This is a genomic window from Pyxidicoccus sp. M6 (genome assembly GCF_055568925.1).
The window spans coordinates 5,849,233-5,872,923 of sequence record NZ_CM145714.1 but is presented as its reverse complement, the minus strand read 5'-3'; the positions used below and the strand labels follow the sequence as shown (position 1 = coordinate 5,872,923).

The window sequence follows — 23,691 nt, the reverse complement described above, 5'->3', positions numbered from 1 at the left end:
GGTGCGCGCCCTGACCGGGTGCTGCCGCCGTCGCGCGAGTGCACAGGTCCACTTCATCCCCAGCGCAGGGCCTGGCGATGACGATGCATCAGGGTTGCTTCCGTCCATCCGGCCGGAGAGGCTGTCCGGCGTGTCTCGCCTTCTCGCCGCCCTCCTCGTCCTGTCCGCCCTGCCCGCCTCGGCCAGGGCTCCGAAGCTCACCTTGTTCATCAGCGTGGACGCGATGGGCAGTGACCTGCTCCTGCGCAACCGTCCACGCCTCACCGGTGGCCTGGGACAGTTGCTCGCCACGGGGGCGTTCTACCCCTACGCGCGCTACGCCTATGCGGAGGCCCGTACCGCGCCGGGGCACGCCACGCTGGCCACCGGCGCGAACCCCTGGCGCCACGGCATCGTGGACAACGACGTCCATGACCGTGTCACGGGCCAGAGCGTTCAGGCCTACAGGGACCCGAGGTACCCCATCCTGGACGGAGTCACCGCCCCGGCGTCGGACACCAGTCCCGAGAACCTGATGGCGGAGACGCTGGCGGACCGGCTGCGCGTGTCCACGCAGGGCCGGGGCAAGGTGGTGGCGCTGTCGTTCAAGGCTCGCGCGGCGATTCCGCTGGCCGGGCGACAGGGACAGGCGTGGTGGTTCGACGAGGCCACGGGAAACATGGTGACGAGCACCTGGTACGCGAAGGCGGTGCCCGCCTGGATGCAGACGTTCAACGCGCGAAGGCTGGCGGACGCGGCCTTTGGCAAGACGTGGGAGCTGCTGCGCCCGCGCGCCGAGTACGTGGGCGAGGACGACCGCGCCGCGGAACCCCCGAACCCCTACGGCATGGGCCGCACGTTCCCCCATGCGCTCACCGGAGGGAGCAAGGAGCCTGGGCCCGCGTCGTACCGGGTCTTCGCGGTGTCGCCTCGTTCGCATGAGCTGCTGGTCCAGGCGGCGAAGGCGGCGCTGGAGGGCGAGCGCCTGGGCAGGGACGACGTGCCGGACCTTCTCGCGGTGAGCTTCAGCGGCACGGACGCCGTGTTCCACGCGTTCGGGCCGTTCTCATGGGAGATGCAGGACACGCTGCTGCGGTTGGACCAGGCAATGGGCGAGCTCATCTCCGCCGCCGAGCGCGCGGCGGGAGGCAGGGCGAACCTGGTCATCGCGCTGTCGGCGGACCATGGGGGCGCGGAGATTCCGGAGGCCTGGACCCAGGCCGGCGTGCCCGCGAAGCGCATCAACCCGGTGGAAGTCGCGGAAGGGCTGGCCCAGGAGCTGCGTTCGAGGTTCGGCGTCGACGTGACAGTGAAGATGCTGGAGTTGGACGTGTACCTGGGCGGCAAGGCCCTGGAGTCGGGAGAGGTGGAGGGCGTGGCGGTGCGGCGCGCGGCGGCGGCGTGGCTGTCGAAGCAGCCCTTCGCGATGACGGCGGTGGCGAAGGACGACCTGGACACGGCCCCGGACATCGAAGGGCTGGTGGCGCCGCTGCGGCGCGGCTACTACCCGATGCGCAGCGGGGACGTCCTCTTCGTGTCGAAGCCGTTCCACGTGGTGAGCGACTACCCGCGCGGGACGAACCACGGCACGCCGTACGCCTACGACGTGCAGGTGCCCGTGGTGTTCGCGGGCCGGGGCGTGAAGCCGGGGCTGTACCCCCAGGAAATCGACCCGGTAGACGTGGCGCCCACGCTGTCCGCGCTCCTGGAGATGGGAATGCCCGCATCCGCTGAAGGCAAGCCACGCGCGGAGGCCCTCTCGGGGCGGTGAAGGCCGCGCCCGCCACGCTTCACGGCGCTGACCTACATCCCCGACGCGCTCACGATGAGCGAGGACATCTTGTCGTTCCAGCCGTCGTCGACGAGCGAGGCATCGTCAGCCGCCTTGGTGAGACTGGCACCACTGAAGTTGTCATGTTCGTACAAGGTGACCTTGTAGCCACTGGAGACCTTCAGGGAGGTGAAACGCGGTGGTCAAGGGCGGCGCGAAGTAGCGGCGGGTCTCCGGGCCGCCCGGGCCCAGGCGCTCAGCGCTCGTTCGAGCCGTAGCGGTCGCACAGCGCCAGGTACTCGTCGCTCGTCATGTCGAGCGCGAAGACGCGCATCTTCTTCGTCTTGGGCTTCTTCAACCGCGTCTTGACGATGACGTACCGGCCGATGGGGATGATGCCCATATAGGTCTGGTTGAGGTAGGTGTTCTCCTCCATGTCGTCCCAGGCGATGAGCTGACCGTCGGGGAAGGTGATTCCATCCCGGCCAATCACCAGCGCGGGCGTGTGCAGCTTCCCCAGCCCCCGGATGCAGCCGATGAACATCCACACCATGGCCAAGGCGATGAGCCCTACCAGGTAACCCGCGCCCGTCTTGGGAATGGCCATGGCGGTCAGCACGAGGAAGCCCGCGCTGGTGACCGCCCAGAGGAAGGCGCCCGCGATGAGCCTGGTGCGCGAGTAATAGAATTCGTGCGGCTTCTCCGACTTCGCCCGCGACTTCGCGGAGCTGTAGATTTCCATGATGTGATGCCTGTGTTGGGGTGAAGGGGAATCAGTCGGCCAGGCGCGCGGCCAGGTAGGCCAGCAGGACGGGGGCGTTGACAATCTTCGCCTCGTCGAACTTGTGGCGCCTGCCGTTGACCGTGAGGATGAGCTCACGCGTCTCAGCGCCCGCGTCGTTCTCGTCCTGGAAACGGATGCTGTCGATGTCGTCCCATTGAAACAGCTTCCGCTTGTAGGTCAGCCCATCGTCATCGAGGGTCAGGGGACCGAAGGAAACCGACTCCCCCTGGGCCACCTGTTGGTGCACCTCCTCCAGGAGCTCGGCGACCACGTTCTCCGTGACCAGGGCCTCGAGCTCGCCCGGGTCGTTCCACAGGAACAGCCGGAGCCGGTACGTGCCTCTGTCATGCCGCAGGAGGAGCTGGTCCTCCTGGTGCTTTCGGACGAGGGAGCGCACCTGGCGCCACGCGAGAGTCGTCCTGCCTGAGCGCAGCCCCCTGTCGTCCACCACCAGTGAGCGCGGGGACCACCACCAGACGAAGAAGTCACCGCCACGCCACGCCATCAGGTAGATGCCGCACGGAATGCCGAGCAGCAAGAAGGGGAACCCGTAGTTGCTGCGCAGCATGCCCACCACCATGTCTCGTGGCAGCAGGTGGATGGACGCGGGCGTGAGCACCATCGCCAGCACCACGTAGATGAGGACAAGCCCCGCCACGAGCCACCACAAGGTGTGCCGGGGGAAAACCAGGGTGTACGAGCGCTTCAGGGGACGACTCCCAACGGGCCGGGTGGGGCAATGAACGAATGTTCGTTCAGTCTATAGCCGTGAACCGGCCCCATTTCGACCCCAAACGCCTCGGGAGCTGGCGAAGGTCCTGTGAATTCGAGTGTTTCGAGCGAAACACTCAATTCAAGAGGGGCCACCTGGAGGACTTCCAATTCTTTCATTGAGTGAGACGAACTCGAGGTCGCCGGATGCCCACGAGCCCTCGTGGGCTGTCGCCCTCCCGCCGCCGACCGCCCGACGCGGGTATTGAGACGTCCGGGCAATCCAACACATCGGTTCCCCTCCCCTTCGCTTGAGGGAAGAATCGCCTCAATGCCAGACGCCGTGCGTGGCCCCATGGACCTGCCAGACACGGGTGGGAGTCAGGATGCGAGCGATATCGTCCGGACTCGACGTCTCACCCAGCCCGGCAGCGGAGAGCCGCGATGCCCGAACCGCGCCCCCTGTCCTCGAGCAGCTCATGACGGGCGAGGTCACTCGCGGGCGGGCTCCGGAGTCATGGGCCGCGGAGCCGGAGTTGGAGCCTTCTCCGGCTCGGGCCGAGCGCCCATCTTCCAGAGCATGACGCCGCCTCCGAGCAGGAACCCCAGGCCCACGGCCGCCGCGAGGACCCACCCTCTTCCCCAGCGGAGCCGTGCCTGGGTCACCGGGCCGTCGGGAGCCGGGGCAGGCGACGGCGAGGAGCGCGGGTCTGGCAGGTCCGTCCGTGGCGTCCGCGGGGTGGGCCCCGGGCTGGAGTCGTCGTCGAGCCGCGCAGACGCGGGCCTTGGCGTATGCGTCGGTGGACCGTCCGACAACGAGGCGCCGGACGGCGTCGGGGGCACCGGGGCGATGACGGTCGGGTTGTCGCTCGCGGTCACCTGATGGATGAGCTGGACCACCTGCCGCGGGGTCACCGGCTCACCCACCGAGAGGATGAACTCCTCCAGGTCCGACTGGAACGCGCGGCAGTCCGGGTAACGCAGGTCCCGCTCCCTGGCGAGCGCCCGGGCGAGGATGGCGCGCAGGGCACCGGGCAGGTCCGGCCGGTGCTGCTCGGCGGGCACCAGCGGCTCGGATACGATGGCATTAAACAGCTCCGCGCCGGACTTGTTGGAGTCAAAGGGCCTGCGCGCGGTGAGCAGTTCGTAGAGCGCCAATCCGAGCGCATATACGTCCACCCGCCGGTCCGACGGCAAGCCCCGTATCTGCTCGGGCGCCATGTACACGTACTTGCTCCAGTTGGGGATGTGATGTTCGGGGGTGCACTGGACCCGGAGATGGTCGATGCCGAAGTCCACCACCCGGGCCGTCCCCTGGTGCGACAGGAGGATGTTGTACGGCCTGACGCAGCGGTTGATGAGCCGCAGCGGCTGCTTCGTCTGGGGGTCGGTGAGGTCGTGGGCGTAGGCGAGCCCCTCGCAGGCCTGCGAGATGATGCGCGCGCACAGTGTCGCCGGAAGGGTCATCCGCTGGGCCGCCAGGTGATTGATCACCCTGCGCAGGCTGGGCCCCTCGATGTGCTCCCTGGCGAGGAAGTACGTGCCGTCCGCCACACCGAAGTCGAAGACCTGCGCGAGGTGCGGGTGCGAGAGCCGGGCGGCCTCCCTCGCCGTGTCGAGGAACCTCTCCCGGAGCTCCACGTCCTCGGCCATGTCCGACCGGAGGCACTGGAGCACCAGCGTCTTCTCGACGCCCCGCGGGCCGGTGGCCTTGGCCAGATAATCCTCGATGATGCCTTCGGTGAGCAGGCGGATGCGCTGGTATTTGCCGACGTGGGATGTCACGAGACGCATGAATAGCAGACATCGCCGGTCTCATCGAGCGCGGGGGCGAGCTCGAGCAGGAAGAGGTCGAATGAATATGACTCTTTTCCTGCTCCTCGGAAGGCTTGCGCCTGTCTCCGCGCAACCTCGCGCTCATCGCGTCGCGGAGCGCTTGAGCACGTGCCGGGCCGGAGCCGCCGCTCGATATCATGGTATTGAAGCACTCATGAATGTCGTCATCATCGGAGGAGGCGTTGCCGGAGTTGCCAGTGCGATTGCACTCCGGCAGCAGGGGTTTTCGGTACAGGTGCTGGAGAGACATCGCGAAAAAACCAACATCGGTGCCGGCATCGTCGTGTGGCCGAATGCCGCCTTCGTGCTCGACCGGCTTGGCGTTCTGGCGGAGATGGAGGCGGTCAGCGGACGCCCGGTCGCCATGCGCCGCCGCTCGAACACCGGCGAGGACCTGGGCTCGCTCGACATCACGCTGATTGACAGCCAGATGGGTTATCCAAGTCTGTCGGTGCTGCGCACCGACTTCCAAGACATCTTGCTGCGCCGCCTGTCGTCGCTTGGCGTCGAAGTGGAGTACGGCGCCGCGGTCGAGCGCCTTGCTACCTCGGAATCAGGCATGGCGAGTGTGCTGCTGGCTCGAGGGGATGTCATCGAGGCCGACATCATCATCGGCGCCGACGGGCGCATGGCCTCGCGTGCGCGCCTCTACGTCAACGGCGACAATGCGCCCGTGTATCAAGGCTTCATCAACTGGATTGGCGTGGTTGAATCGGACGAATCGATGTTCGACGACATCGCCGTCACCGACTACTGGGGCGTGGGCGAGCGTTTCGGCATCGTTCCGGTCAGCGCGCACAAGGGGTATTGGGCTGGCGGCGCGGCCAGTATGGCGATCCAGGCCAACGCGCCAGACCGATACAAGGCGGAATTGGAGGCGCTGTTTGCACCCTGGCCGGAAGCGGTCCGGCGCGTCATCGATGCGACGCCGGCCCAGCGCATCAACAAGATCCACGTGCACGACCACGACCCGATGCCGCGCTGGCACCGGGACAATGTGATCGCCATCGGCGATGCCTCGCATGCGTCGCTGCCGACCTCGGGACAGGGGGCCTGCCAGGCACTGGAGGATGGCTGGCACCTGGCGAACTGCCTGGCCGGCCATCCCGGAGACTCGCGGCGCGCGTTCGAAGCCTTCACCGGACTGCGCCTCGAAAAGACCCGTGCCGTCACCATGGCCGGACGCGCCATCGCGGCGAGCCTGTTCAGCCGCGACCCGCGGGCCTGCCTGCGCCGTAACGAAGCGAGCAAGGCCAGCGACTTTTCGGCCCTGGCGGCGGGCATGGCGCGCGGCTGGAGTCAGCATCTGCCGCTCGCGCCGACGCGCAATCAAGGCCTGTAGGCTCCCGGCGCGCCGCCCCTGGGGCACCCGTCAGGCCCCAGGCGGATTGGCGCCTTTGTTCAAGCCCGCCCACCCTCGGATTCCTACGCTGGTGATGACGCTGTCACCAGGAGGACCCGCATGGGTGCGCCCAGTTCGACTCAGACCCAGACGTTCCACGCAGGGAAGGCCTTGACGTGGTTTCTCGCTCCGCTCGCGCTCGCGGGCCTGACTACCGCGTGGGGCTGCGCAACGACTCCGGCCCACCGGGTCGTCTTTCCTTCCGCCCCGGCGGAGGTCCGCGCTCCCGGAGCAGTCCTCATGGTCCTCTCCGCCGCGTCCGAGCAGAAGCTCGCGGACGGAAGTACCCGCCAGACGGGCGTCTTCTTGAACGAGTTCTACGAGCCCTATAAGGCGCTCGTCGACGCGGGCTACGAGGTGGTGCTCGCGACGCCGGAGGGGCGGGCTCCCGCGTTCGACCCGGAGGGCGTGAAGCCGTCCTACTGGAAGAAGCATCCCGAGGCGCTCTCCGAAGCGCAGGCGCTGCTGACGCAGCTTCCCCAGCTGCGTGCACCGCTTCCCCTGTCCGAGGTCCGCACACGCTCGGACGCGTTTCAGGCCCTCCTCGTGCCGGGCGGCCAGGGCGTCATGGTGGACCTGCTCCACGACACGGACCTGCATGGACTGCTCCTCGACTTCGGCGCCACGGCCCGCCCCGTGGGACTCGTCTGCCATGCGCCCGCGCTCCTCTCACGGTTGCCGAAGGAGCAGAGTCCCTTCGCGGGCCGGCACGTCACCTCGGTGTCGGGCTTCGAGGAGTGGTACATCGAGACCTTCGTGATGGGCGCACGCGCACAGGTCCGAGGCATCGGAGCTCAGCTCGACGAGGCAGGCTACCGGCACGAGACAGCGTTTCCGGGCCGTTCCCGCGCCGTGCGCGACTGCAACCTGGTGACGAGCCAGAATCCATTCTCCGGCGCGGACTTCAACGTCCACTTCCTCGCCGCGCTCAGTGACTGGCGCCATGCGGGACGGTGCGAGCCGGAATCCGGCACGCTTTCGGAGGCCTCCCCCTGACGAGGACCTGCTGACCATGGTGGACCAAGGTGTGATGACAAGCCCGGCACTGAGTGCCGTGCTGAAGGCGACCGTCGCCCGCGACTACCCGGAGATTTCCACCGAGGGACGCGACAAGGTCGCCGTCCTCCAGGACGTCATGGACGCACATGGCTGGCGAGCGGTGCTGGAGCTGGGACGTGAGCTGCGGACCCTGTCGTCGCACCCCGTGCTCAGGGCCCTCGTCGCGGGGCCGACGCCCCGGCACGCGATGGAGCGGTGGAGAACCCTCGAGCGCTTCCTCCACTCGCGCCACCGCACCCAGCTCCTCGAGCATGACCTGACGCGTGCTCGAATGACCGTGCGGCACGTGGCCATCGACGGAGGGAAGATTCTCACCGTCAACGACCTGTTCATCTGGGGCGTCCTCGTGGCGCTCCTGGAGACCGCGGGCTTCACCGGGTTGACCGTGACACTCGAGCGTGCGTCCGGTGCGCCCGTCGTCATCCACGGCGGGGCCTCGAAGTCCGCTTCGAGGAGGCTGCCTGACGTGACCGACGTGGCGACCTTCCATTGGAAGCCCACGAGGCAGGCGCCTCTTCCGGCGTGCGCTGCGCCGGGAGAGGGCGCGCTCCAAGAGGTTCGTGGCCGGCTTCAGCAGCTCATGAGCAGCGATCTGCTGCATTCCTGGACGCTCGAGGAGAGCGCGCAGCGACTCTCCCTGTCCCGCCGTGGCCTTCAACGCGCCCTGCAGCAGGAAGGAACGACGTTTTCCGAGACCCTGCAGCGGGCGCGTGTCGACGCCGCACATGCGCTGATGGGCGACGCGGGCCTGACGCTGACGGACATCGCTTTCTGTACTGGCTTCTCCGACCAGGCGCACTTCTCCAGGACGTTTCGCAGGTACAACGACGTTCCTCCCTCGGCACTGCGCGAGCTGATGCTCTCATCAGCCGGGCCGCGGAAGCGGCATTGAAACCGCCATGGGATGTCAATGGCTGGAGAAAGTACTGTTCGCGGTGAGAGGCTTCACCGGAGCGGGACGGTGGGAGGAGGTAAAGGGAAGGACGTCTGTGAAAGGCTTTCGGGACCCTCTGTCCAGGAGCCACGCGCATGACGAGACTGCCCTCGCTTCTCGCCGTCGCCATGGTGTTGGCGGCGTCTCCCCTCCTGGCCCGAGAGCGATTGCCGACGGTGGATGTCTTCACCTCGGCCCCGACCTCCTCCTCGCACGCACGCCTCGACCGTTCGGCCGCTCCGGGCCTCATCATCGCCCATGAGGAGGAACGCCTCGGCGTGCCCACCTTCGTCTGGGCCGACCGCGCCGGAGCGGCGAGTCTGTCGTCCGCGCTGTCGTTGAAGCCTCGGTCTCCGGAGCAGGCCGCGCGGGAGCTGCTCGAGAAGCATGCGCCGCTCTACCGCCTGGAGCGGACGGACGCGGAGCACACACCGGTGCGGGCCGTGCACCGCATTGCCTCCGGCGGACGCATCGTCGAGCTCGCCCAGCGCGTGGAGGGCGTGGAGGTCTTCCGGCAGTCCTTGAAGGTGTTCCTGGACGCGAACGGGGACCTGGTGTCGCTGTCGGGTCACCTGAGCCCGGTGGCGTCCCAGGCCCGGTTCGCCAGGGGGCGGCCCTTCGCGCTGGAGCCGCGTGAGGCCATTGCCCTGAGCTATGGGGACCTGGAGGGGCACGCGCTGCCACCCGAGAGCCTGCGCGACACGGGGACGGGCCGTGGACCCTATCGGCACTTCGAGCTGTCCTCCGGCCCTCGTGCCGTCCGACTCACCCGACCCGCGCGGGTGAAGCCCGTCTACTTCGCGCTGCCGGACGCGTTGGTGCCCGCGTACTACGTGGAGGTGGGGACTGAGTCCCTGGAGGAGGGGGCGAGTGGCCTGTACGCGTATGTCATTGCCGCGGATGATGGGCGGTTGCTGCTGCGCCACTCGCTGCGGCGGGACGCGGGGGAGTTCACCTACCGCGTCTGGGCCGAGCCCGGCGGCTCCTTCCTCCCCTGGGATGGACCGCAGGGCGAGCACGGCAATCCGCATCCCACGGGGCTGCCGGATGGCTATCAAGCACCGCTCGTCGAGCCGAGCCGGGTGACGCTGCGCAACGCCCCGTTCAGTCGGAACGACCCCTGGCTGCCGCCGGGCGCCACCCGCACGGAGGGCAACAACGTGGTGGCCTTCGCGGACCTCGCCTCGCCGGATGGTTACGGCGATGGCGACCTGCTCGGCGCCATCACGGACCCGGCCGTCTTCGACCACGGCTATGACCATCGCTACGCGCCCGGCATCACGGACGAGCAGGTGCGGGTGGGCCTCACGCACCTCTTCTACGTCAACAACTTCCTCCACGACTGGTTCTACGACGCGGGCTTCGACGAGGCGTCGGGCAACGGGCAGCAGGACAACTTCGGCCGGGGTGGACTGGGGGGAGACGCGCTGGACGTGAGGACGCAGCACCATCAGGGGCGGAACAACGCCTTCGTCGAGGTCGCCGCGGATGGGATGCCCACGGTGGTGCGCTTCTTCATCTTCGACTCCGGCGTGGAGCGTTCGCTCTTCATCGAGACGGCCTCGGGCACCCAGGGGCCGTTCGAGCTCGCGGGCTCGGACTATGGCCCCCAGCAATACGCCTTCTCCGCTCCGGCGGTGTTCGCGGTGGATGGGGTCGCTGGAGGCACCTTCCATGACGCCTGCGAGCCGCTGACGAACGCGGACGAGGTGCGCGGCAAGGTGGCGGTGGTGGACCGGCGCGGCGGGTGTGACGTCATGGTCAAGACGCGGAACGTGCAAGCGGCGGGGGCGGTGGCCCTGCTCATCGCGCCCGAGACGCAGGTGAGCCGGATGAATGGTTTCTCGGGACGCTCCAGTGAGCTCACCATCCCCGCGACGGGTGTCGTCACGGAGGTGGGCAACCGGATTCGCGAGGCGATGGCCCAGGGGCCCACGACCTTGCGGTTGGTGAGGAACGGAGCCTCCCGGGACTCGGCGCTCGACACGACCCTCATCACCCACGAGTGGGCGCACTACATGACCAACCGCCTCATCGGGGACGGCGCGGGGTTGCTCAACAACCAGGGGTTCTCACTGGGAGAGGGATGGAGCGACTTCGTGGCGCTGCTCCTGACGACGCGCGAGGCGGATGCCCACCTCCCCGGGAACGCGGACTTCGGGGGGACCTATGCGGTGTCGGGTTACTCCATGGGCGGAGGAACCAGCCAGGGCTACTACTGGGGCGTTCGGCGCTATCCGTACTCGACGGACCTGGGCAAGAACCCCCTCCGCTTCCGCCACATCGAGGACCTCGTCCCGCTGCCGGAGGGCGTGCCGGTCAACCCCGACTCTGTCCCCGAGAACTCCGAGCCCCACAACACCGGGGAGGTGTGGGCGAGCATGCTCTGGGATTGCTACGTCGCCCTGCTGCGGGACACCGGGCGACTGACCTTCGAGCAGGCCCAGACGCGGATGAAGGAGTATCTCGTCACGGCCCTCAAGCTGACGCCCGTCAATCCCACGCTGCTGGAGGCGCGGGACGCGCTGCTCGCGGCGGCGGTGGCCCGGGACGCGCGGGACCATGAGTTGTTCTCGCTCGCGTTCGCCCGTCGCGGCGCGGGCCTGCGGGCCGTCGCTCCTCACCGGGCTTCGTACCACCATGAAGGGGTCATCGAGAGCGATGCCACGGGACGCGACCTGACCTTCGTCCGCGCGGAGCTGGTTCCGGGCGCGCGCGACTGTGATGACGACGACACGCTCGACCCGGGCGAGCAGGCGCATGTGCGCATCACCCTCCGCAACTCGGGAACGGGCCGGTTGGAGCGGTCGAGCGTCACCGTGACGAGCGCGCCGGAGGGGCTGCGGTTCCCGGAGGGTCATCGTTGGGACGTTCCGGCGTCGGAGCCCTTCGGGCTGGTGAGCGTGGACGTGCCCGTGGAGGTGGACGGTGTGTCCCCTCGCACGTTCCAGGTGGGCATCGCGTTCCGGGACGAGGACCAGAGCGTGTCCGGCGACCAGACGGCGACGCTATCGCTATGGACGAGTCGGGACGAGGTGCCCGCGACGAGCACGGTGGAGAGCGTGGAGGCGGTGCGCCATCCCTGGCGGATGGAGCAGGAGCCAGCGGACTTCGGGCCGGGTTGGGCCCGCGTGGCCCGCGCGAGCGATGGGGGCCATCACTTCAACGTGCCTCCCACGGACCTCCCGGGGCTGCGGTCACTTGTCTCGCCACCCCTCCAGGTGGCCACGGATCGCCCCTTCCGCTTCACGTTCCAGCACCGTCACTTCTTCGAGACCGACGAACTCAGCGATCCGGTGCTCTCGCTGGATGGCGCCGTCCTCGAGCTGAGCACGGACGATGGGCGGACCTGGACGGACATCGGGAGCGCGGCGACGCCGACGTACAACGACGTCATCTCGGACAGGTGGGGCGACGAGAACCCGCTCGTGAATCGCGCGGCCTGGTGTGCCCGGAACGCGGCCTACCCGGAGTTCGAGCCGGTGAGCGTGGACCTGGGGCTGGCCTACGCGGGGAAGACGGTGCGGCTCCGCTTCGCGGTGGGCACGAACCTGTACGACCAGAACCTGGCCGTGATGCCTGTCTGGGATGTCGATGACCTCCACTTCGAGGGGCTCGTCAACACACCGTTCCCGGCGGTGGTGGACGACGCGGGACGCTGCCTCAACCACGCGCCGACGCTGAGCCCCGTGCCGGGCCTCGAGGTTCGGGAGGGGACACGTGTCTCGCTGGTGGCGTCGGGCCAGGACGTGGACGGTGACGCGCTGACCTACGCGTGGACGGTGGTGGAAGGGCCCGAGGTGACGCCGGAGGGAGCGACGACTCCCAGGGTGTCCTTCACCGCGCCGGACGTCTCACGGGCGACGGTGCTCACGCTGAACGTCGTGGCCAGCGACGGGAAGCTCCAGAGCGCGCCGCTGCCGGTGACGGTGCGCATCCTGGACGCGGAGTCCTCCGGAGGTTGCGGTGGCTGCGCATCCGGAGGACAGGAGCCCGCGCTCCTGGCGCTGCTGCTCGCGGCGTGGATGGCGAGAAGGCCCCGCCTTCCCAGGCGCCTCAGGGAACCAGCGCGACGAGCTGGTTGTTCGCCGAGGGCGTGAACTTGAGGGACTGGAAATAGAACGCCTGGTAGCAACCGCCCGACGCGCCGCAGTTGCCGGACGCGTCGGCGCCGTTCAGGAACGGCGAGCCGTCGGGCGTCCAGCCCTGCCAGAAGCTGATGAAGGCGTAGCACAGCGACTCGTCGTAAGGGCCGACCGTCGACATGTCCTGGCTCCGGATGACGACGTAGTTGTTGCCCGTGCCCGTGAGGTCGACCGACCAGGTGACCGTGTCCGGCTCCCAGTCGATGCGGTAGCGGTACACCGACGCGCCCCAGCCGGAGGTCGTGTCGGGCAGCGGGTTCGGCGGAGTGCCCGTCCACAGCGGCGTCGCGGTGTTCACGTACTGAGCCCCCTGCCACCAGACGTTGGTCGACACGCTCTGCGTGCCACACGGCGTGGACCCGGGGGTGCAGTGGCCGGAGAACTCGAAGTCGATCTCCTGTTGCTGGTCCTGATTGAACTCGCTCAAGTAGAAGGTCGTGGTCACGCCGCTCCCGGCGCCCACCTTGATGGACAGCTCGTACTGGCCAAAGCCGAGCGCGACGCCGAGCCGCATCTTCGCCGAGTACCAGGAGCCCTCCCCTCCCCAGTTCGCCATGTTCATCGTCGCCAGCTCGATGTTCGGCCCACCCCCGGCCGGCGGCGGCGCGTAACTGTAGGTCGAGGACGCGTACGGCCCGCCCGTCAGGTTGGTCCAATCCGGCGAGCCGAGGCTGTAATAGACGCTCTGCCCGGCGACGGTGAGCCCGCGAGCGGGGTCGGTCTTCAGTTCGCGACGTGCTTTGCCCATGATCCACCCTGGTGACAGATAGTGAAGACCCTCAAGCCTATGCGTGAGCCCTGACACAAAAGCGGGATGGGGGCCCCTGAGGAAGATGGCGCGGAGGCCGGGAGGCGCACGAGGCCCGGGCGCTGCTCTCCCTGTGATGGATATGACATTGAATTTCAATAGCATCTCGGAAACAGTGGGTTGACCCAGCCCCGTTGCACTTCGGACAATGCGGCCGGTGCTCACCATCCGAAAGCAACAGCTCGACCTCCTCGCGGACCCCTCCCGAGAGCGCTTCGTTCGCAAGGTCATGTCCCACCTGCGGAAGACCTCCGCCCCGGCCGTGGACCTGGGAGACGGCCCGCTGCACGACTTCGTCCTGGCGCAGGTCCGCAAGGCGGAGGGTTATGGCCTCGTGACGGAGTGTGATGCCGCGCTCTTCGTGTTGGCGGCGTGGCGCTTCGGCGACGGCTTCGACGTGCCGCTGCGCGTGCCTCCCCACGGCCCCTTCTCCAGCGATGTCACCCCGGACGAACGGGCCGAGATGCTCTACCAACTGGTCCTCGGCGAGGGTGCCTGACCGATGGATTGGTTCAGAGACGACGGCCCCCCCGGCAACGGCGACGACAACAACGCCAAGAAGCGCAAGCGCAAGGACGATGACGAAAAGGGCTCGGGCGCCCACACGTCCTCCACCGTGGACCCGTCCGCGCCGAAGCACCCGAAGCGACGCAATCTGCGCAAGGGCGGCATGCGCAAGCCCGCGGCGAAGCGCAAGCGCAAGCGCAAGCGCGAGGACGACGCACAGCCTCCCGGCACGTCCAACCGGAACGACGACCGACAGTCCTCCTCGCGGCAGGCTCCCAAGACGGCCAGGCCCTGGAAGCGGCAGCGGACGGAAGAGCCCAGGTTGTCTCGCGAGTTCGCGACCTTCACCGAGGAACTGCTGGTCCGGCTCGTGGCGTCGTGCATGGACTCCCTGCCCCCGCCCGAGCCGCCCGAGGAGGAGGAGCCCGACCTCACGGAGGAGGAGCAGGAGCCTCCCGAGAAGTGGTTCTACTGCAGCCCCGGCAAGTTCGAGCAGGATGCGACGGGCGACCACACCCTGGTGACGCTCTCGGTCATCGATGCCGAGTGGTTCGACTCGCAGGACGGGCTGGACCACGCCACGTTCCACCGCACCCATCCCTTCGTCGAGAACGCCGAGGTCGCCCTCCTCACCGGCCGCACCTTCCCGGACGAGCCGGAGCGCTCCGTCGAGTACACGCTCACGCTGGCCACGCGCGAGGGCAAGGTCAGCGTCGGCGAGAACGAGTGGTTCAAGCTGAAGCTCTCCACCGAGCGTCCGGCCATGGGTGAGGAGAACGGCACCTTCGAGGTGGAGTACCGCCCGCAGCTTCCCAGCCTCAAGCATGGTCCGCTCGAGACGCGCTGGCTGGTGGCCGTGGAGGACCCGGGCGAGCGCACGAAGCGGCTGGAAGAGGTCTTCTGCATCCTCCCGTCGGAGAGCACCGGTCAGCAGAGCGCCCGGCTGAGCGACAAGGTCGCATTCATCGGGGTGTTCGACATCGGCCAGGGCTCGTGCAGCGCCCTCTTCAACGCGGACGGCCACCCGTTCCTCTATTACGACTTCGGCCGCGCCAAGTCGGGCTTCACCGAGACGCTCCCGGAGGCCTACCGGCCCTGCCTCGCCGGCAACCCCACGGTGGTGCTCTCCCACTTCGACGCCGACCACCGCGACCTCGCGGTGGACCATCCGTCCGCCTTCCACCTTCCGTGGCTGGTGCTCGACGGCAGGGTGAATGCGGACGACCGCAACTTCTTCAACCGGCTCACCCACGTGCGCGTGCGCCCCAGGAACCAGCGGCAGTTCGAGGAGCTCGAGTGGGGCTTCCTCCTGCGCGCCCGGGACAGCAACACCATCACGGAGTCGAACAAGAACGAGAACGGCTTCGTGGCGCTGGTGCGCATCCAGGAGGACCCGGACGCTCCGCCTGTCGGCCACCGCCGCGCACTCGACGCCGAGGGCGCCCGCCCCGAGCTCTTCCCCAACGAGCGCTTCGTGCTGCTCACGGGCGATGCCATGCACGAGAACATCGCCTCGTGCCACAGCGGAGACCTGGACGGCAAGGTGGTGGCGCTCGTCGCCTCGCACCACGGCGCCAAGCATGGGCTGGTCGAGCGGTACATCCCCCGCGCCGCTCCGCCGCTCCATGGCGTGCCGCCCACCGTCGTCTACTCGTACGGCATCTTCCACCAGGCGACCAATGCCCACCCGAAGGGGAAGCACGGCTATGCCGTGAGCGGTGAGGGGCATCCCTTCCAGGAGGCGGTGAATCTCTACCGGCTGCGCGGCTACCACCACCGCATGGATACCGCGTCCGACATCACCGTGACGCTGCTGGACGCCCAGAACACGCGCACGCTCGTCCGCCATCCGGGGCATGGCCGGTCCACCGGAGACCAGGTGTGGCTCTCCAACTCTCCCCACGGCGCCTTCAATGGAGGCCCCTACACCGTCCGCCTGCTGAAGAAGACGCCCACGGAACAGGCCCCGGAGGAGTACGACGAGGACCACTACTCCATCGACCTTGCCCGGGGTGCCGCGGATACCGTCGCCACGGCCGATTGCGAGTCGGTCGTCACCCTCCTGGACCGGGACGACGCCGAGTGTCTCGTCTGGAGCCCCGGCCACGGGCTGCTCAACGGGAGCAACGTCAACGTCGTGACGCCCCTCTACAACGGCATGGGCGTGGCCGTGAAGGTCATCGACGTGGACTACTACACCGTGCCCCTGTCCGCGGGCCCGGCCGCGGCCGTGGTGGAGCCGGATGGCACGTCCGACGGAGAGCGCGCCGTCATCTACGACGTGCCGGCGGGCCACTGCGTCGTCCGGCACCGGGACCACGGGCTCCTCCCGGGCACCCCCGTCATGGTGTCCCTCGCCCACGCGGGCGCCGCATACGACGGAGGGCCCTACAACATCACCGTGCTGGACGCGCACCACTACAGCGTGCCCGTGGCCAGCCGTCCCCTTGCTGGCGGCACCCCCGTGGCCGTGGCGGGCCGCGCGAGCGTGCCCATCACCGTCCTCCAGGCGGCGCCCGGGTCCGCCTTCGTGCTCGCGCCAGCCCACGGCCTGCCAGCCACCACCTCCATCCAGCTGCGGGACGTCTCCGGCCGCGTCTACCCCAACGGCGTCACGCACGCGGTGGGCGTCCCCGGGGGCCTGGCGGACTACTTCACCATCACCGCGGGGCCCGACAAGAACGCCGCCACGATGATGCGCCTGCACCGCCTGGGCACGCTCCTGACGCAGCGGCAGAACTGCCTCCTGTCCTGGCGGGAACTGTCCGGCACCCAGGCCGCCCTGGTGCAGCCCGCCGTCCAGGGCTACGAGCAGACCCTGCCGGCAGTGAACCAGGCGTACACGCAGCTCCAGTCCGCGCAGGTCGTCGTGAGGGCCTCCACGGCGGCCAAGACCACGAGCGGAAACGACGCGGACGACGTGGCGGATGCCGCCGAGGCCGCGATGACGTCCGCGGCATTCACCCGCCATGCCTCCACCCCGGCCACCCGCGCGACGCTGCGCCACGCCATCGCCGTCGCCCGGACGCAGGCGGTGGGTAATGCCACGCAGCGCCGTGGCGCCGCGCATGCGCGAATCGAGGAGGCCTGGAAGCTGCTGCGTCAGCACGCGCTGGCCGGGGTCGTCACCGCCCAGCAGGCCGCGGAGGCGTCGGCGCGGAGCCTCGCCACCCACGGGGTGCTCCAGACGGACCAGTTGGTGCACTGCCAGCGCCAGGCCCCGCCCCGCCCCCTTGTCGCCCCCAAGCAGGTGCCGGACCCGGTCATCGACGCCGGTCATCACCCCACCCGCTCGCTGCTGGACCCGACGGGCCCCAACACCGTCACCGCCGAGGCCGTGGAGCTCCTCCACATCGCCCCCGGTGAGTGCCTGGTCCACCAGCCCCAGCACGGCTTCGCCCAGCCGGTGGGCGTCACGTTGGATGGCGCGGGCGCGCCCCTTGACGGCGCCCGCAACCTCACCGCCGTGGTGGACGCGAACCACTACACGCTGGACGCCACGGGCAACGCCGACCGGGTCCTCCCGGAGGCCCGGGTGGGCGTCCCGGCGATGCTCGTGGACGCGCCGCCCGGGCAGTGCCTGGTGCACCATCCCGGCCACGGCCTCGGCTTCGGCAAGGTCCGCATCCGCGGCACCGGCACCGCGCTGGACGGAGAGCACTCCGTCGAGGCCCTCGTCGACGCCGACAGCTACCACGTCACGGTCACCACCACCGCGAACCACAACAACCTCGCGGCGCGGCTGGGCGGCACGGACCTGGTCATCAACGATGACGGGACGAAGTGCACCATCCGGGAGCCCCGCCATGGCCGGGCCCAGCATTCGACCCTCACGGTTCGTGGCACCGGCGTTCCCGCGCTGGACGCGGTGCACACCGTCACCACCGTCATCGACGCCGACTCCTATGAGACGAACGTCACCAGCGCCCACGCGCACGTGAATCTCGCGGGTGACACCGGCGCCGTGGACGTCCAGGTCGACGACGACAGCACGCGCTGCACCATCCACCACGTGGCCCATGGCCGCGGACTGGGGCCGGTGCACGTCACGGACACGGCCTGTGCCGAGCTCGAGGGCGAGTTCGAGGTATCGGCAATCGTCGACGCCAACACCTATCGCCTCGGCTTCACCACGGGCCGGCAGTGCCGCTACGCGGCCCAGGTGGCGGGCGCGGTGGTCTTCGTCGAAGACGACGGTACGCAGTGCACCGTCCACCACGCGGCCCACGGGCGGGGACTGGAGACGGTGAACGTCAGCGGCACGGCCCACCCGGCGCTGAACGTGGCCCATCCCATCACCGCCATCATCGACGCGGACCACTACCGGACGAGCATCTCCACGGGCGGCATCCTCGTCGCCGTGGCGGGCCGCGTGGACAACACCCGGGCGCTGATGACGGACGAGACGGGCACCGCGGTCTTCATCACCCAGAATGCCCACGGGCGGCTGCTGCACGACACGCTCAACGTCCTCGGCAGCGGAGCCGCCGGCGTGGACCAGCTCCATTCCGTGGATGCCGTCCACGGCGCCAACGTCTTCGAGACGGACTACGCCTCCGCCAGCATCGTCGTGAACCGTCCCATCCTGGTGGATGGGACGGCCATCACACTCGACGACGACGGCGCGGCGTGCACCATCAACCAGAACCAGCACGGGCGCGGGCTCGGCAAGGTGCGCATCAGCGGCACCCGCAACCTCGCGCTGGAGGCCGTGCACACGGTGACACGCGTCGTCGATGCAGACACCTACGAGACGAACGTCACCACCGGACAGCCGCTGCGCATCGATGCCCGGGTGGGAGGCCAGCGCGTCCTCGTCATCGACGATGGGACGAAGTGCACGGTGACACACCTCAACCATCAGCGCGGGCTCCAGCGGGTGACGCTGACGGAGGCGACCGACCCGACCTACGACGGCACCTTCGAAGTCACGGAGGTGGTGGACGCGGACTACTACTTCATCGCCGTCTCCACCGGGGCCCTCGGCAGCTCGACGGCCCGGGTGGGCGGCGCCGTGGTGACGCTCTACGACAGGGCGCCCGGCACCCTGCTGGTGGAGCTGCCGCAGCACTGCGCCCTGGCCGCCAACAGCTCCGTCGTCGTGGACGGTTCCACGAACGGGGACCACGACGGCCGGCGCACCGCGCGGACGGTGAATGCCCGGCTGGCGGCGCTCGACTTCAGCCTGGGCCAGCGCCACGTGCAGCAGGTGACGCTGCTTCGCGACGTGACGGTGCTGGACCGCGCGGTGGGTCACAGCCTGGTGCGCCACGCCAACCACGGCCTGCGCCTGCCCTGCAACGTGACTCTGGCCAATGCCTCGCCGGCCACCTATGGCAACGCCACCGCAGGCAACCTCAACGCGGCCCACGCCGTGGCCGCCGTCCCCAGCCCCAACTACTACTCCGTGCCGCAGGCCCACAACGCGACCCACATCGACAACACCATCACCTCCACGGTGACGCGCCTGACGTACGCCGTACCCCAGGCGGGCGCCCTGGTGGGAGGCGTGCCCGTGCCTCCTCTGCCTCGGGCATGGGTTCCGCCTCCCGCGCCGCCCCCCATGCCGCCCAACAGCTGCCCCATGGTCAACTGCGACTTCGGCCACCTGCGCGGCTGCCGGTGAGCGCGCCCGGGGAACAGTCCGCGAGGGTGCTGCGCGCGGGGGATGCGCTGGCCGAGCCGGGCAGCTTCCTGCGCGGCACGCTGGGTGGGTGGTTCCGCCAGCGCGCCTCGGGGCGGCCGGCGCTGCTCACGGTGGCGCACCTGCTCACCCCGCCCGCGCTGCGCGCCTTTCCGGCCCTGCCGCGCCCTCCTCCGCCCGGCCCGCTCCTCTCGCTGGAGTCCGAGCCCGTCTGGCTGTGCACGCCGCCCTCGCGGACCCCGGTGGCGCGGGTGCTGGCCTCCGGAGTTCGTGGGGCTCCGGGCTCCGCGGACGCGTGCATCGCCGCGCCCGTGGACGAGACGCTCTGTGCGAGCACCTTCCCCTCGCTGCCCTGGGTGCCGGTGCCCGGCGAGCCTCGCGTGGGCCACCCCGTGCTCAAGGTGGGCTGGGCCTCGGGTGTGCGCCAGGGACGCATCGTCGCCGTGGACTGGCCGTCCCGTGGCCATGGCGCGCAAGAGGACGTTCTCATCGAGTCCGTGGATGGACAGCCCTTCGGCGTGGAGGGTGACTCGGGAGCGCTCATCGTCGACACGCGCGAGCGCACGGTGGTGGGGATGCACATCGGCGACGCGGTGGACGTGGCGCACGGCGAGCTGCGTCGGCCCAGGCTGTGGGTGGCGCACCCGCTGGAGCGGCTCCTGCGCCTCTTCGACCTGACGGCCTTTTGAGCAGAGTGCGAACCCGCCCGCGACAGCGCCGGGGGATGCTCTTCGAAAACGTCTCTTCCACGCGTGGGTCGGCCATCCGCGGATTGCTCAATTCCTGACATCGGGTTCGAGGTTGGCGCCCGCTACGCTCACGATGAGCGAGGACATCTTGTCGTTCCAGCCGTCATCGACGAGCGAGGCAGCGTCAGCCGCCTTGGACAGCCGTGGGGCCCACCCGGCACCCTCTCGGAGCCTTCACCCGACTCTCAAGCCCTGGGAGTGCGGCCCCGTCATCACCCACCGGCGGAGCGGCGGCGAATAGGATGCGCCGACATGGACTTCCAGGCGCGACTCGAGGCGCTCACGCACCAACTCCGGCCCTGGTCCCCGCTCTGGTCCCGCTCCATCCTCCAGGGCTGGCCCGGGTCCGGCGCCGCCTATCCCGAGGACTGGTTGGCCTATGCCCGGTCGCTCGATGAAGCGGGCGAGCGGCGGCTGGACCAGGGGGAGCTCGTGGGCGTCCCGCCTCCGTCCCTGCGCGCGCTCCTGGGCGCGCTCCAGGAACTGACGGCGCTGCCCTGGCACGAGGGCCTTCACCCGCTGACGGTCGCGCAGACCCAGGGACTCAGCGTCAAGAAGACCCACGAGCTCGAGCGGGTGCTCGCCCTGCTCGCGCCGAGGACGCGCTTCATCCACCAGGCGGTCGATATCGGCGGCGGCATGGGACATCTCGCCCGCCTCTGTGCGCGGACGTTCGGGTGGACCTTCCACAGCATCGATCGAGACGCCGCGCTGCAGGACAAGGGCCGGCGGTGGCTGAAGAGAACCCACCCTCCGAGCGGGGACACCCTGTGTTTCATCCAGGCCTCCGTCGAGGACGGGCCCCAACCACGGCTCGACCCGCTCTTCTCCGGCCGGGACAGGGCCTCGATTGGTCTGCACACCTGCGGGCCGCTCGCCCTCACGCAGCTCCGCAAGAGCCAGGGTGCGGGCTTCGTCCTGAACATCGGCTGCTGCTACGACAAGCTGGAGGCCCCTCGGGATTACCCCGTCTCCCGCTTCGGGGGCGCGCATCCGCTGCCCTTCACCCCGCATGCCCTGGCGCTGACGACGCGGGGACGGCATCACAAGACCGAGGCGGAGTTCGCGCGGATGAAGCGGGTATACGCGTGGCGCTTCGCGTTCGATCTCCTGGCGAGGCGGCACTTTCCCGAGCGCGGCTTCGTACGGGCAGGGGACGCGCCCCGGACGCTCTATGCCGGAAGCTTCGCCGTCTACGCGCGCGACCGCCTGGAGCGCCTGGGCCTCGCTCCCGGCATGACGGACGCCGAGCTGGATTCCTTCGAGGTGTCCGTTCGCGCCGAGACGCGGGAACTCTTGCTCTGCCATCTGCTGAGGGACCGCTTCGCGAGGGCGTTGGAGGTCGTGCTTCTGCTTGATCGCGCGCTCCTCCTGGAGGAGCTGGGCTTCCAGGTCGAGCTCCTCCAGCTCTTCGATCCGCGCCTGTCTCCGCGCAACCTCGCGCTCATCGCGTCGCGGAGCGCTTGAGCACACACTGGGCCTCGAGCCTCCTCCGTCGTCACCGTGATGCTCAGCTCCACGCGGAGCGGGGCCAGATGAGTGCGGTGGTGTCCGCGCTGCCCGAGGCCAGTAATGCCCCATTCGAGGAGAAGGCCAGGGTCGTCACGAGCGAGCGGTGTCCTTCGAGCGCTGCGAGCAGCGCTCCTCCGGTGTTCCACACCCGCACCTCGCCCTGCTCGTCCCCGGTGGCCAGGAGCCGTCCGTCCCTGGACATGGTGATGGCGGACAGTCGCACGCGCGTCTGTACGCGGATGCGGCGGTCGGGTTGTGAAAGGTCGACGAGGGTTGCCACGGTAGGGGCCTCCTGGAAGGCGAACCACGCCTCGTCGGCGGAGAACCCGAGTGTGAAGTAGGCGCTCAGGGGCACGGGCAGCTCCAGCCACCTCTCGCCTCGTTCCACGTCCCAGAATCGCAGGGTGGGCGTCAGGGACGTCTGGGTGGTGACGATGAAGCGGCGGGACAGTGCGCGCAGGCCGGACTCCTCGTCGGGGACGGGCACGCTGTGCAGCCGTCGGCCCGTGCGTGCGTCATGCACCCGGACCTTGTGCACGCCGCGGTCCGAGGTCAGCTCCCCCACCAGCGAGCGGTCCTCGGACCAGATGGCCGAGGAGGCCGCGAGGAAGTCGTCCCTCTCCACCTCGCTCCCGGCGAGAGCATCGTGGATGACCAGGTCTCCTCGAGGATTCCCAAGGACGACGCGCCCGTAGGGTTCCACCGCCAGGCGCTCCACCTGCCGGCCCGAGTCGCAGTCCCAGCGCCGCACCGTCCCGTCCTGGGCGTGCGTCAGCAGGTGCCTGCCATCCTCGGAGAAGGTCAGCTGCCGCACCCAGTCCCGGTGGACGCGCTCGGGCCGGGTCACCCCTGTGTGCAGGTTGAGGAGGAGGACCGACGCGGGCCCGCGAGCGAAGGACATCCAACGGCCATCAGGGGACACGACGGGCTCCCAGTCCCCGGGGAAGGTGGAGGTGGGGAGCTCCAGCGTCCGCTCCTCCACGCCCTCACGGGAGAACACCAGTCGGTTGCCGCCAATCCGCACGTGCCCGCCCTCGGGCAGGGACACGGGCAGGCTGCCCCACTCATCGGCCTTCTCCAGCAGCGCGCCCGTGCGCGCGTCGTACGTGTGCACGGCGCCCCGCCAACCAGGGCCGGTGTTGGCGCAGCTCACGGTGGAGCCATCGGCGGAGAACGTGGCCCAGGCGAAGCGCTCATACAGCTCGCCGCTGGCGGTCCACTGCAGCGTCCAGGTCGCGGTGTCGAAGACACACAGGCGCCAGGGCTCGTTGGTCCGCTCGAGCATGAGGACGCGTGAGCCGTCGGGAGAGAAGGAGAGCGCGCTCGTTCCTCCGGCGCTGCCTTTGGGCCGTACCCACCGGATGAGGGCTTCGGTCTCCAGGTCGAGCACGGCGAAGCCCAGTGCACCGGCCAGGAGCGTGCGTCCGTCGGGAGAGAGGGCCAGGCGACTGATGCCATCACAGGCGAGCGCCCACCGCCGAAGCTCGATGCCGCTCGCCGCATCCCACAGCCGCACGGTGCTGTCGGAACCCGCCGTGACGATGCGTGTGCGAGACACGAAGAGCACGGCCTCCACCTTGTCCACGTGGCCGGAGAGCACGGCGACCTCGCGGCCGTCCTCCAGGTCCCAGACGCGGGCTGTGTCCGAATTGGCAGAGGCCACCTGACTCGAGTCGGGTGAGAAGGCCACCGCATGCTGCTCGAAGGGAAGCTCGCCCTCCGAGGGAGGGTGCCAGAGGCGGAGCGTGCCGCAGCGGCTCAGTGCCCGTTCGGGCAGTGCGTCTCCGAAGACATCCAGTCGGGGCGAAAAGGCGTGTTGGCTCATGGCGGGCACAGCAGCGACGTCGCAC

The 23,691-nt window shown here is 69.2% G+C and carries 15 protein-coding genes; 9 read left to right on the top strand and 6 right to left on the bottom strand.

Translation table 11 applies throughout. The features are described 5' to 3' along the window. Nucleotides 1-130: 130 nt before the first annotated feature. Nucleotides 131-1,750: an alkaline phosphatase family protein gene (locus tag ACVTJA_RS23480; RefSeq protein WP_465839325.1), complete on the top strand. Its 1,620-nt coding sequence runs from the start codon at nt 131-133 to the stop codon at nt 1,748-1,750. A gap of 32 nt (nt 1,751-1,782) precedes the next feature. Here ACVTJA_RS23480 and ACVTJA_RS23475 read toward each other — a convergent pair whose 3' ends face one another. The 4 genes from ACVTJA_RS23475 to ACVTJA_RS23460 form a co-directional block, all read right to left on the bottom strand. After that, entirely contained in the window at nt 1,783-1,905 is a 123-nt protein-coding gene (locus tag ACVTJA_RS23475) for a peptidase inhibitor family I36 protein (protein ID WP_465839324.1), read from the bottom strand. Nucleotides 1,906-2,006: 101 nt separating this feature from the next. Further along, on the bottom strand, nt 2,007-2,492 hold the full coding sequence (locus ACVTJA_RS23470; RefSeq protein WP_465839323.1) for a hypothetical protein: 486 nt from the start codon (nt 2,490-2,492) through the stop codon (nt 2,007-2,009). Between the two features lie 31 nt (nt 2,493-2,523). After that, a complete protein-coding gene (locus ACVTJA_RS23465; RefSeq protein WP_465839321.1) occupies nt 2,524-3,192 on the bottom strand; it encodes a DUF6585 family protein in 669 nt (222 codons plus the stop codon). 545 nt (nt 3,193-3,737) lie between these two features. Beyond that, nucleotides 3,738-5,039: a serine/threonine protein kinase gene (locus ACVTJA_RS23460; protein ID WP_465839320.1), complete on the bottom strand. Its 1,302-nt coding sequence runs from the start codon at nt 5,037-5,039 to the stop codon at nt 3,738-3,740. 196 nt (nt 5,040-5,235) lie between these two features. On the opposite strand from ACVTJA_RS23460, the gene ACVTJA_RS23455 reads away from it, so the two are divergent. The 4 genes from ACVTJA_RS23455 (at nt 5,236) to ACVTJA_RS23440 (ending at nt 12,576) form a co-directional block, all read left to right on the top strand. Then, nucleotides 5,236-6,423: an FAD-dependent oxidoreductase gene (locus ACVTJA_RS23455; RefSeq protein WP_465839318.1), complete on the top strand. Its 1,188-nt coding sequence runs from the start codon at nt 5,236-5,238 to the stop codon at nt 6,421-6,423. A gap of 300 nt (nt 6,424-6,723) precedes the next feature. Beyond that, complete coding sequence (locus ACVTJA_RS23450; protein WP_465839317.1) at nt 6,724-7,479, top strand: type 1 glutamine amidotransferase domain-containing protein; 756 nt, start codon at nt 6,724-6,726, stop codon at nt 7,477-7,479. A 16-nt stretch (nt 7,480-7,495) separates the two neighbouring features. After that, nucleotides 7,496-8,434 (top strand): helix-turn-helix transcriptional regulator, encoded by a 939-nt coding sequence (locus tag ACVTJA_RS23445; RefSeq protein ID WP_465839315.1) that lies wholly within the window; start codon nt 7,496-7,498, stop codon nt 8,432-8,434. Between the two features lie 137 nt (nt 8,435-8,571). Further along, the gene (locus ACVTJA_RS23440; RefSeq protein WP_465839314.1) at nt 8,572-12,576 is read left to right on the top strand and encodes a M36 family metallopeptidase; all 4,005 of its coding nucleotides are present in this window, start codon (nt 8,572-8,574) and stop codon (nt 12,574-12,576) included. Here ACVTJA_RS23440 and ACVTJA_RS23435 read toward each other — a convergent pair. After that, complete coding sequence (locus tag ACVTJA_RS23435; protein WP_465839312.1) at nt 12,533-13,369, bottom strand: family 16 glycosylhydrolase; 837 nt, start codon at nt 13,367-13,369, stop codon at nt 12,533-12,535. The two genes, ACVTJA_RS23440 and ACVTJA_RS23435, sit on opposite strands and share 44 nt — an antisense overlap. Before the next feature lie 217 nt (nt 13,370-13,586). Here ACVTJA_RS23435 and ACVTJA_RS23430 point away from each other — a divergent pair, with 217 nt between their 5' ends. The 4 genes from ACVTJA_RS23430 (at nt 13,587) to ACVTJA_RS23415 (ending at nt 21,796) form a co-directional block, all read left to right on the top strand. Beyond that, nucleotides 13,587-13,928, top strand: coding sequence for a hypothetical protein (locus ACVTJA_RS23430; protein ID WP_465839310.1), 342 nt, complete (start codon nt 13,587-13,589; stop codon nt 13,926-13,928). 3 nt (nt 13,929-13,931) lie between these two features. Continuing rightward, complete coding sequence (locus tag ACVTJA_RS23425) at nt 13,932-19,562, top strand: hypothetical protein (RefSeq protein ID WP_465839308.1); 5,631 nt, start codon at nt 13,932-13,934, stop codon at nt 19,560-19,562. Then, nucleotides 19,559-20,269 (top strand): Nal1-like putative serine protease, encoded by a 711-nt coding sequence (locus ACVTJA_RS23420; RefSeq protein WP_465839307.1) that lies wholly within the window; start codon nt 19,559-19,561, stop codon nt 20,267-20,269. The genes ACVTJA_RS23425 and ACVTJA_RS23420 overlap by 4 nt, the downstream gene beginning before the upstream one ends. Nucleotides 20,270-20,581: 312 nt before the next feature. Continuing rightward, the gene (locus ACVTJA_RS23415; RefSeq protein ID WP_465839305.1) at nt 20,582-21,796 is read left to right on the top strand and encodes a methyltransferase; all 1,215 of its coding nucleotides are present in this window, start codon (nt 20,582-20,584) and stop codon (nt 21,794-21,796) included. 43 nt (nt 21,797-21,839) lie between these two features. On the opposite strand, the gene ACVTJA_RS23410 is transcribed toward ACVTJA_RS23415, so the two are convergent. After that, complete coding sequence (locus ACVTJA_RS23410; protein ID WP_465839304.1) at nt 21,840-23,666, bottom strand: WD40 repeat domain-containing protein; 1,827 nt, start codon at nt 23,664-23,666, stop codon at nt 21,840-21,842. Nucleotides 23,667-23,691 lie beyond the last annotated feature (25 nt).

Excerpts from the sequence above, each read along its gene's own strand:
- ACVTJA_RS23470 (WP_465839323.1), bottom strand. The coding sequence starts at position 2,492 with ATGGAAATCTACAGCTCCGCGAAGTCGCGGGCGAAGTCGGAGAAGCCG.
- ACVTJA_RS23455 (WP_465839318.1), top strand. The coding sequence starts at position 5,236 with ATGAATGTCGTCATCATCGGAGGAGGCGTTGCCGGAGTTGCCAGTGCG.
- ACVTJA_RS23410 (WP_465839304.1), bottom strand. The coding sequence starts at position 23,666 with ATGAGCCAACACGCCTTTTCGCCCCGACTGGATGTCTTCGGAGACGCA.
- ACVTJA_RS23440 (WP_465839314.1), top strand. The coding sequence starts at position 8,572 with ATGACGAGACTGCCCTCGCTTCTCGCCGTCGCCATGGTGTTGGCGGCG.
- ACVTJA_RS23450 (WP_465839317.1), top strand. The coding sequence starts at position 6,724 with ATGGTCCTCTCCGCCGCGTCCGAGCAGAAGCTCGCGGACGGAAGTACC.
- ACVTJA_RS23415 (WP_465839305.1), top strand. The coding sequence starts at position 20,582 with ATGGACTTCCAGGCGCGACTCGAGGCGCTCACGCACCAACTCCGGCCC.
- ACVTJA_RS23460 (WP_465839320.1), bottom strand. The coding sequence starts at position 5,039 with ATGCGTCTCGTGACATCCCACGTCGGCAAATACCAGCGCATCCGCCTG.
- ACVTJA_RS23435 (WP_465839312.1), bottom strand. The coding sequence starts at position 13,369 with ATGGGCAAAGCACGTCGCGAACTGAAGACCGACCCCGCTCGCGGGCTC.
- ACVTJA_RS23445 (WP_465839315.1), top strand. The coding sequence starts at position 7,496 with ATGGTGGACCAAGGTGTGATGACAAGCCCGGCACTGAGTGCCGTGCTG.
- ACVTJA_RS23425 (WP_465839308.1), top strand. The coding sequence starts at position 13,932 with ATGGATTGGTTCAGAGACGACGGCCCCCCCGGCAACGGCGACGACAAC.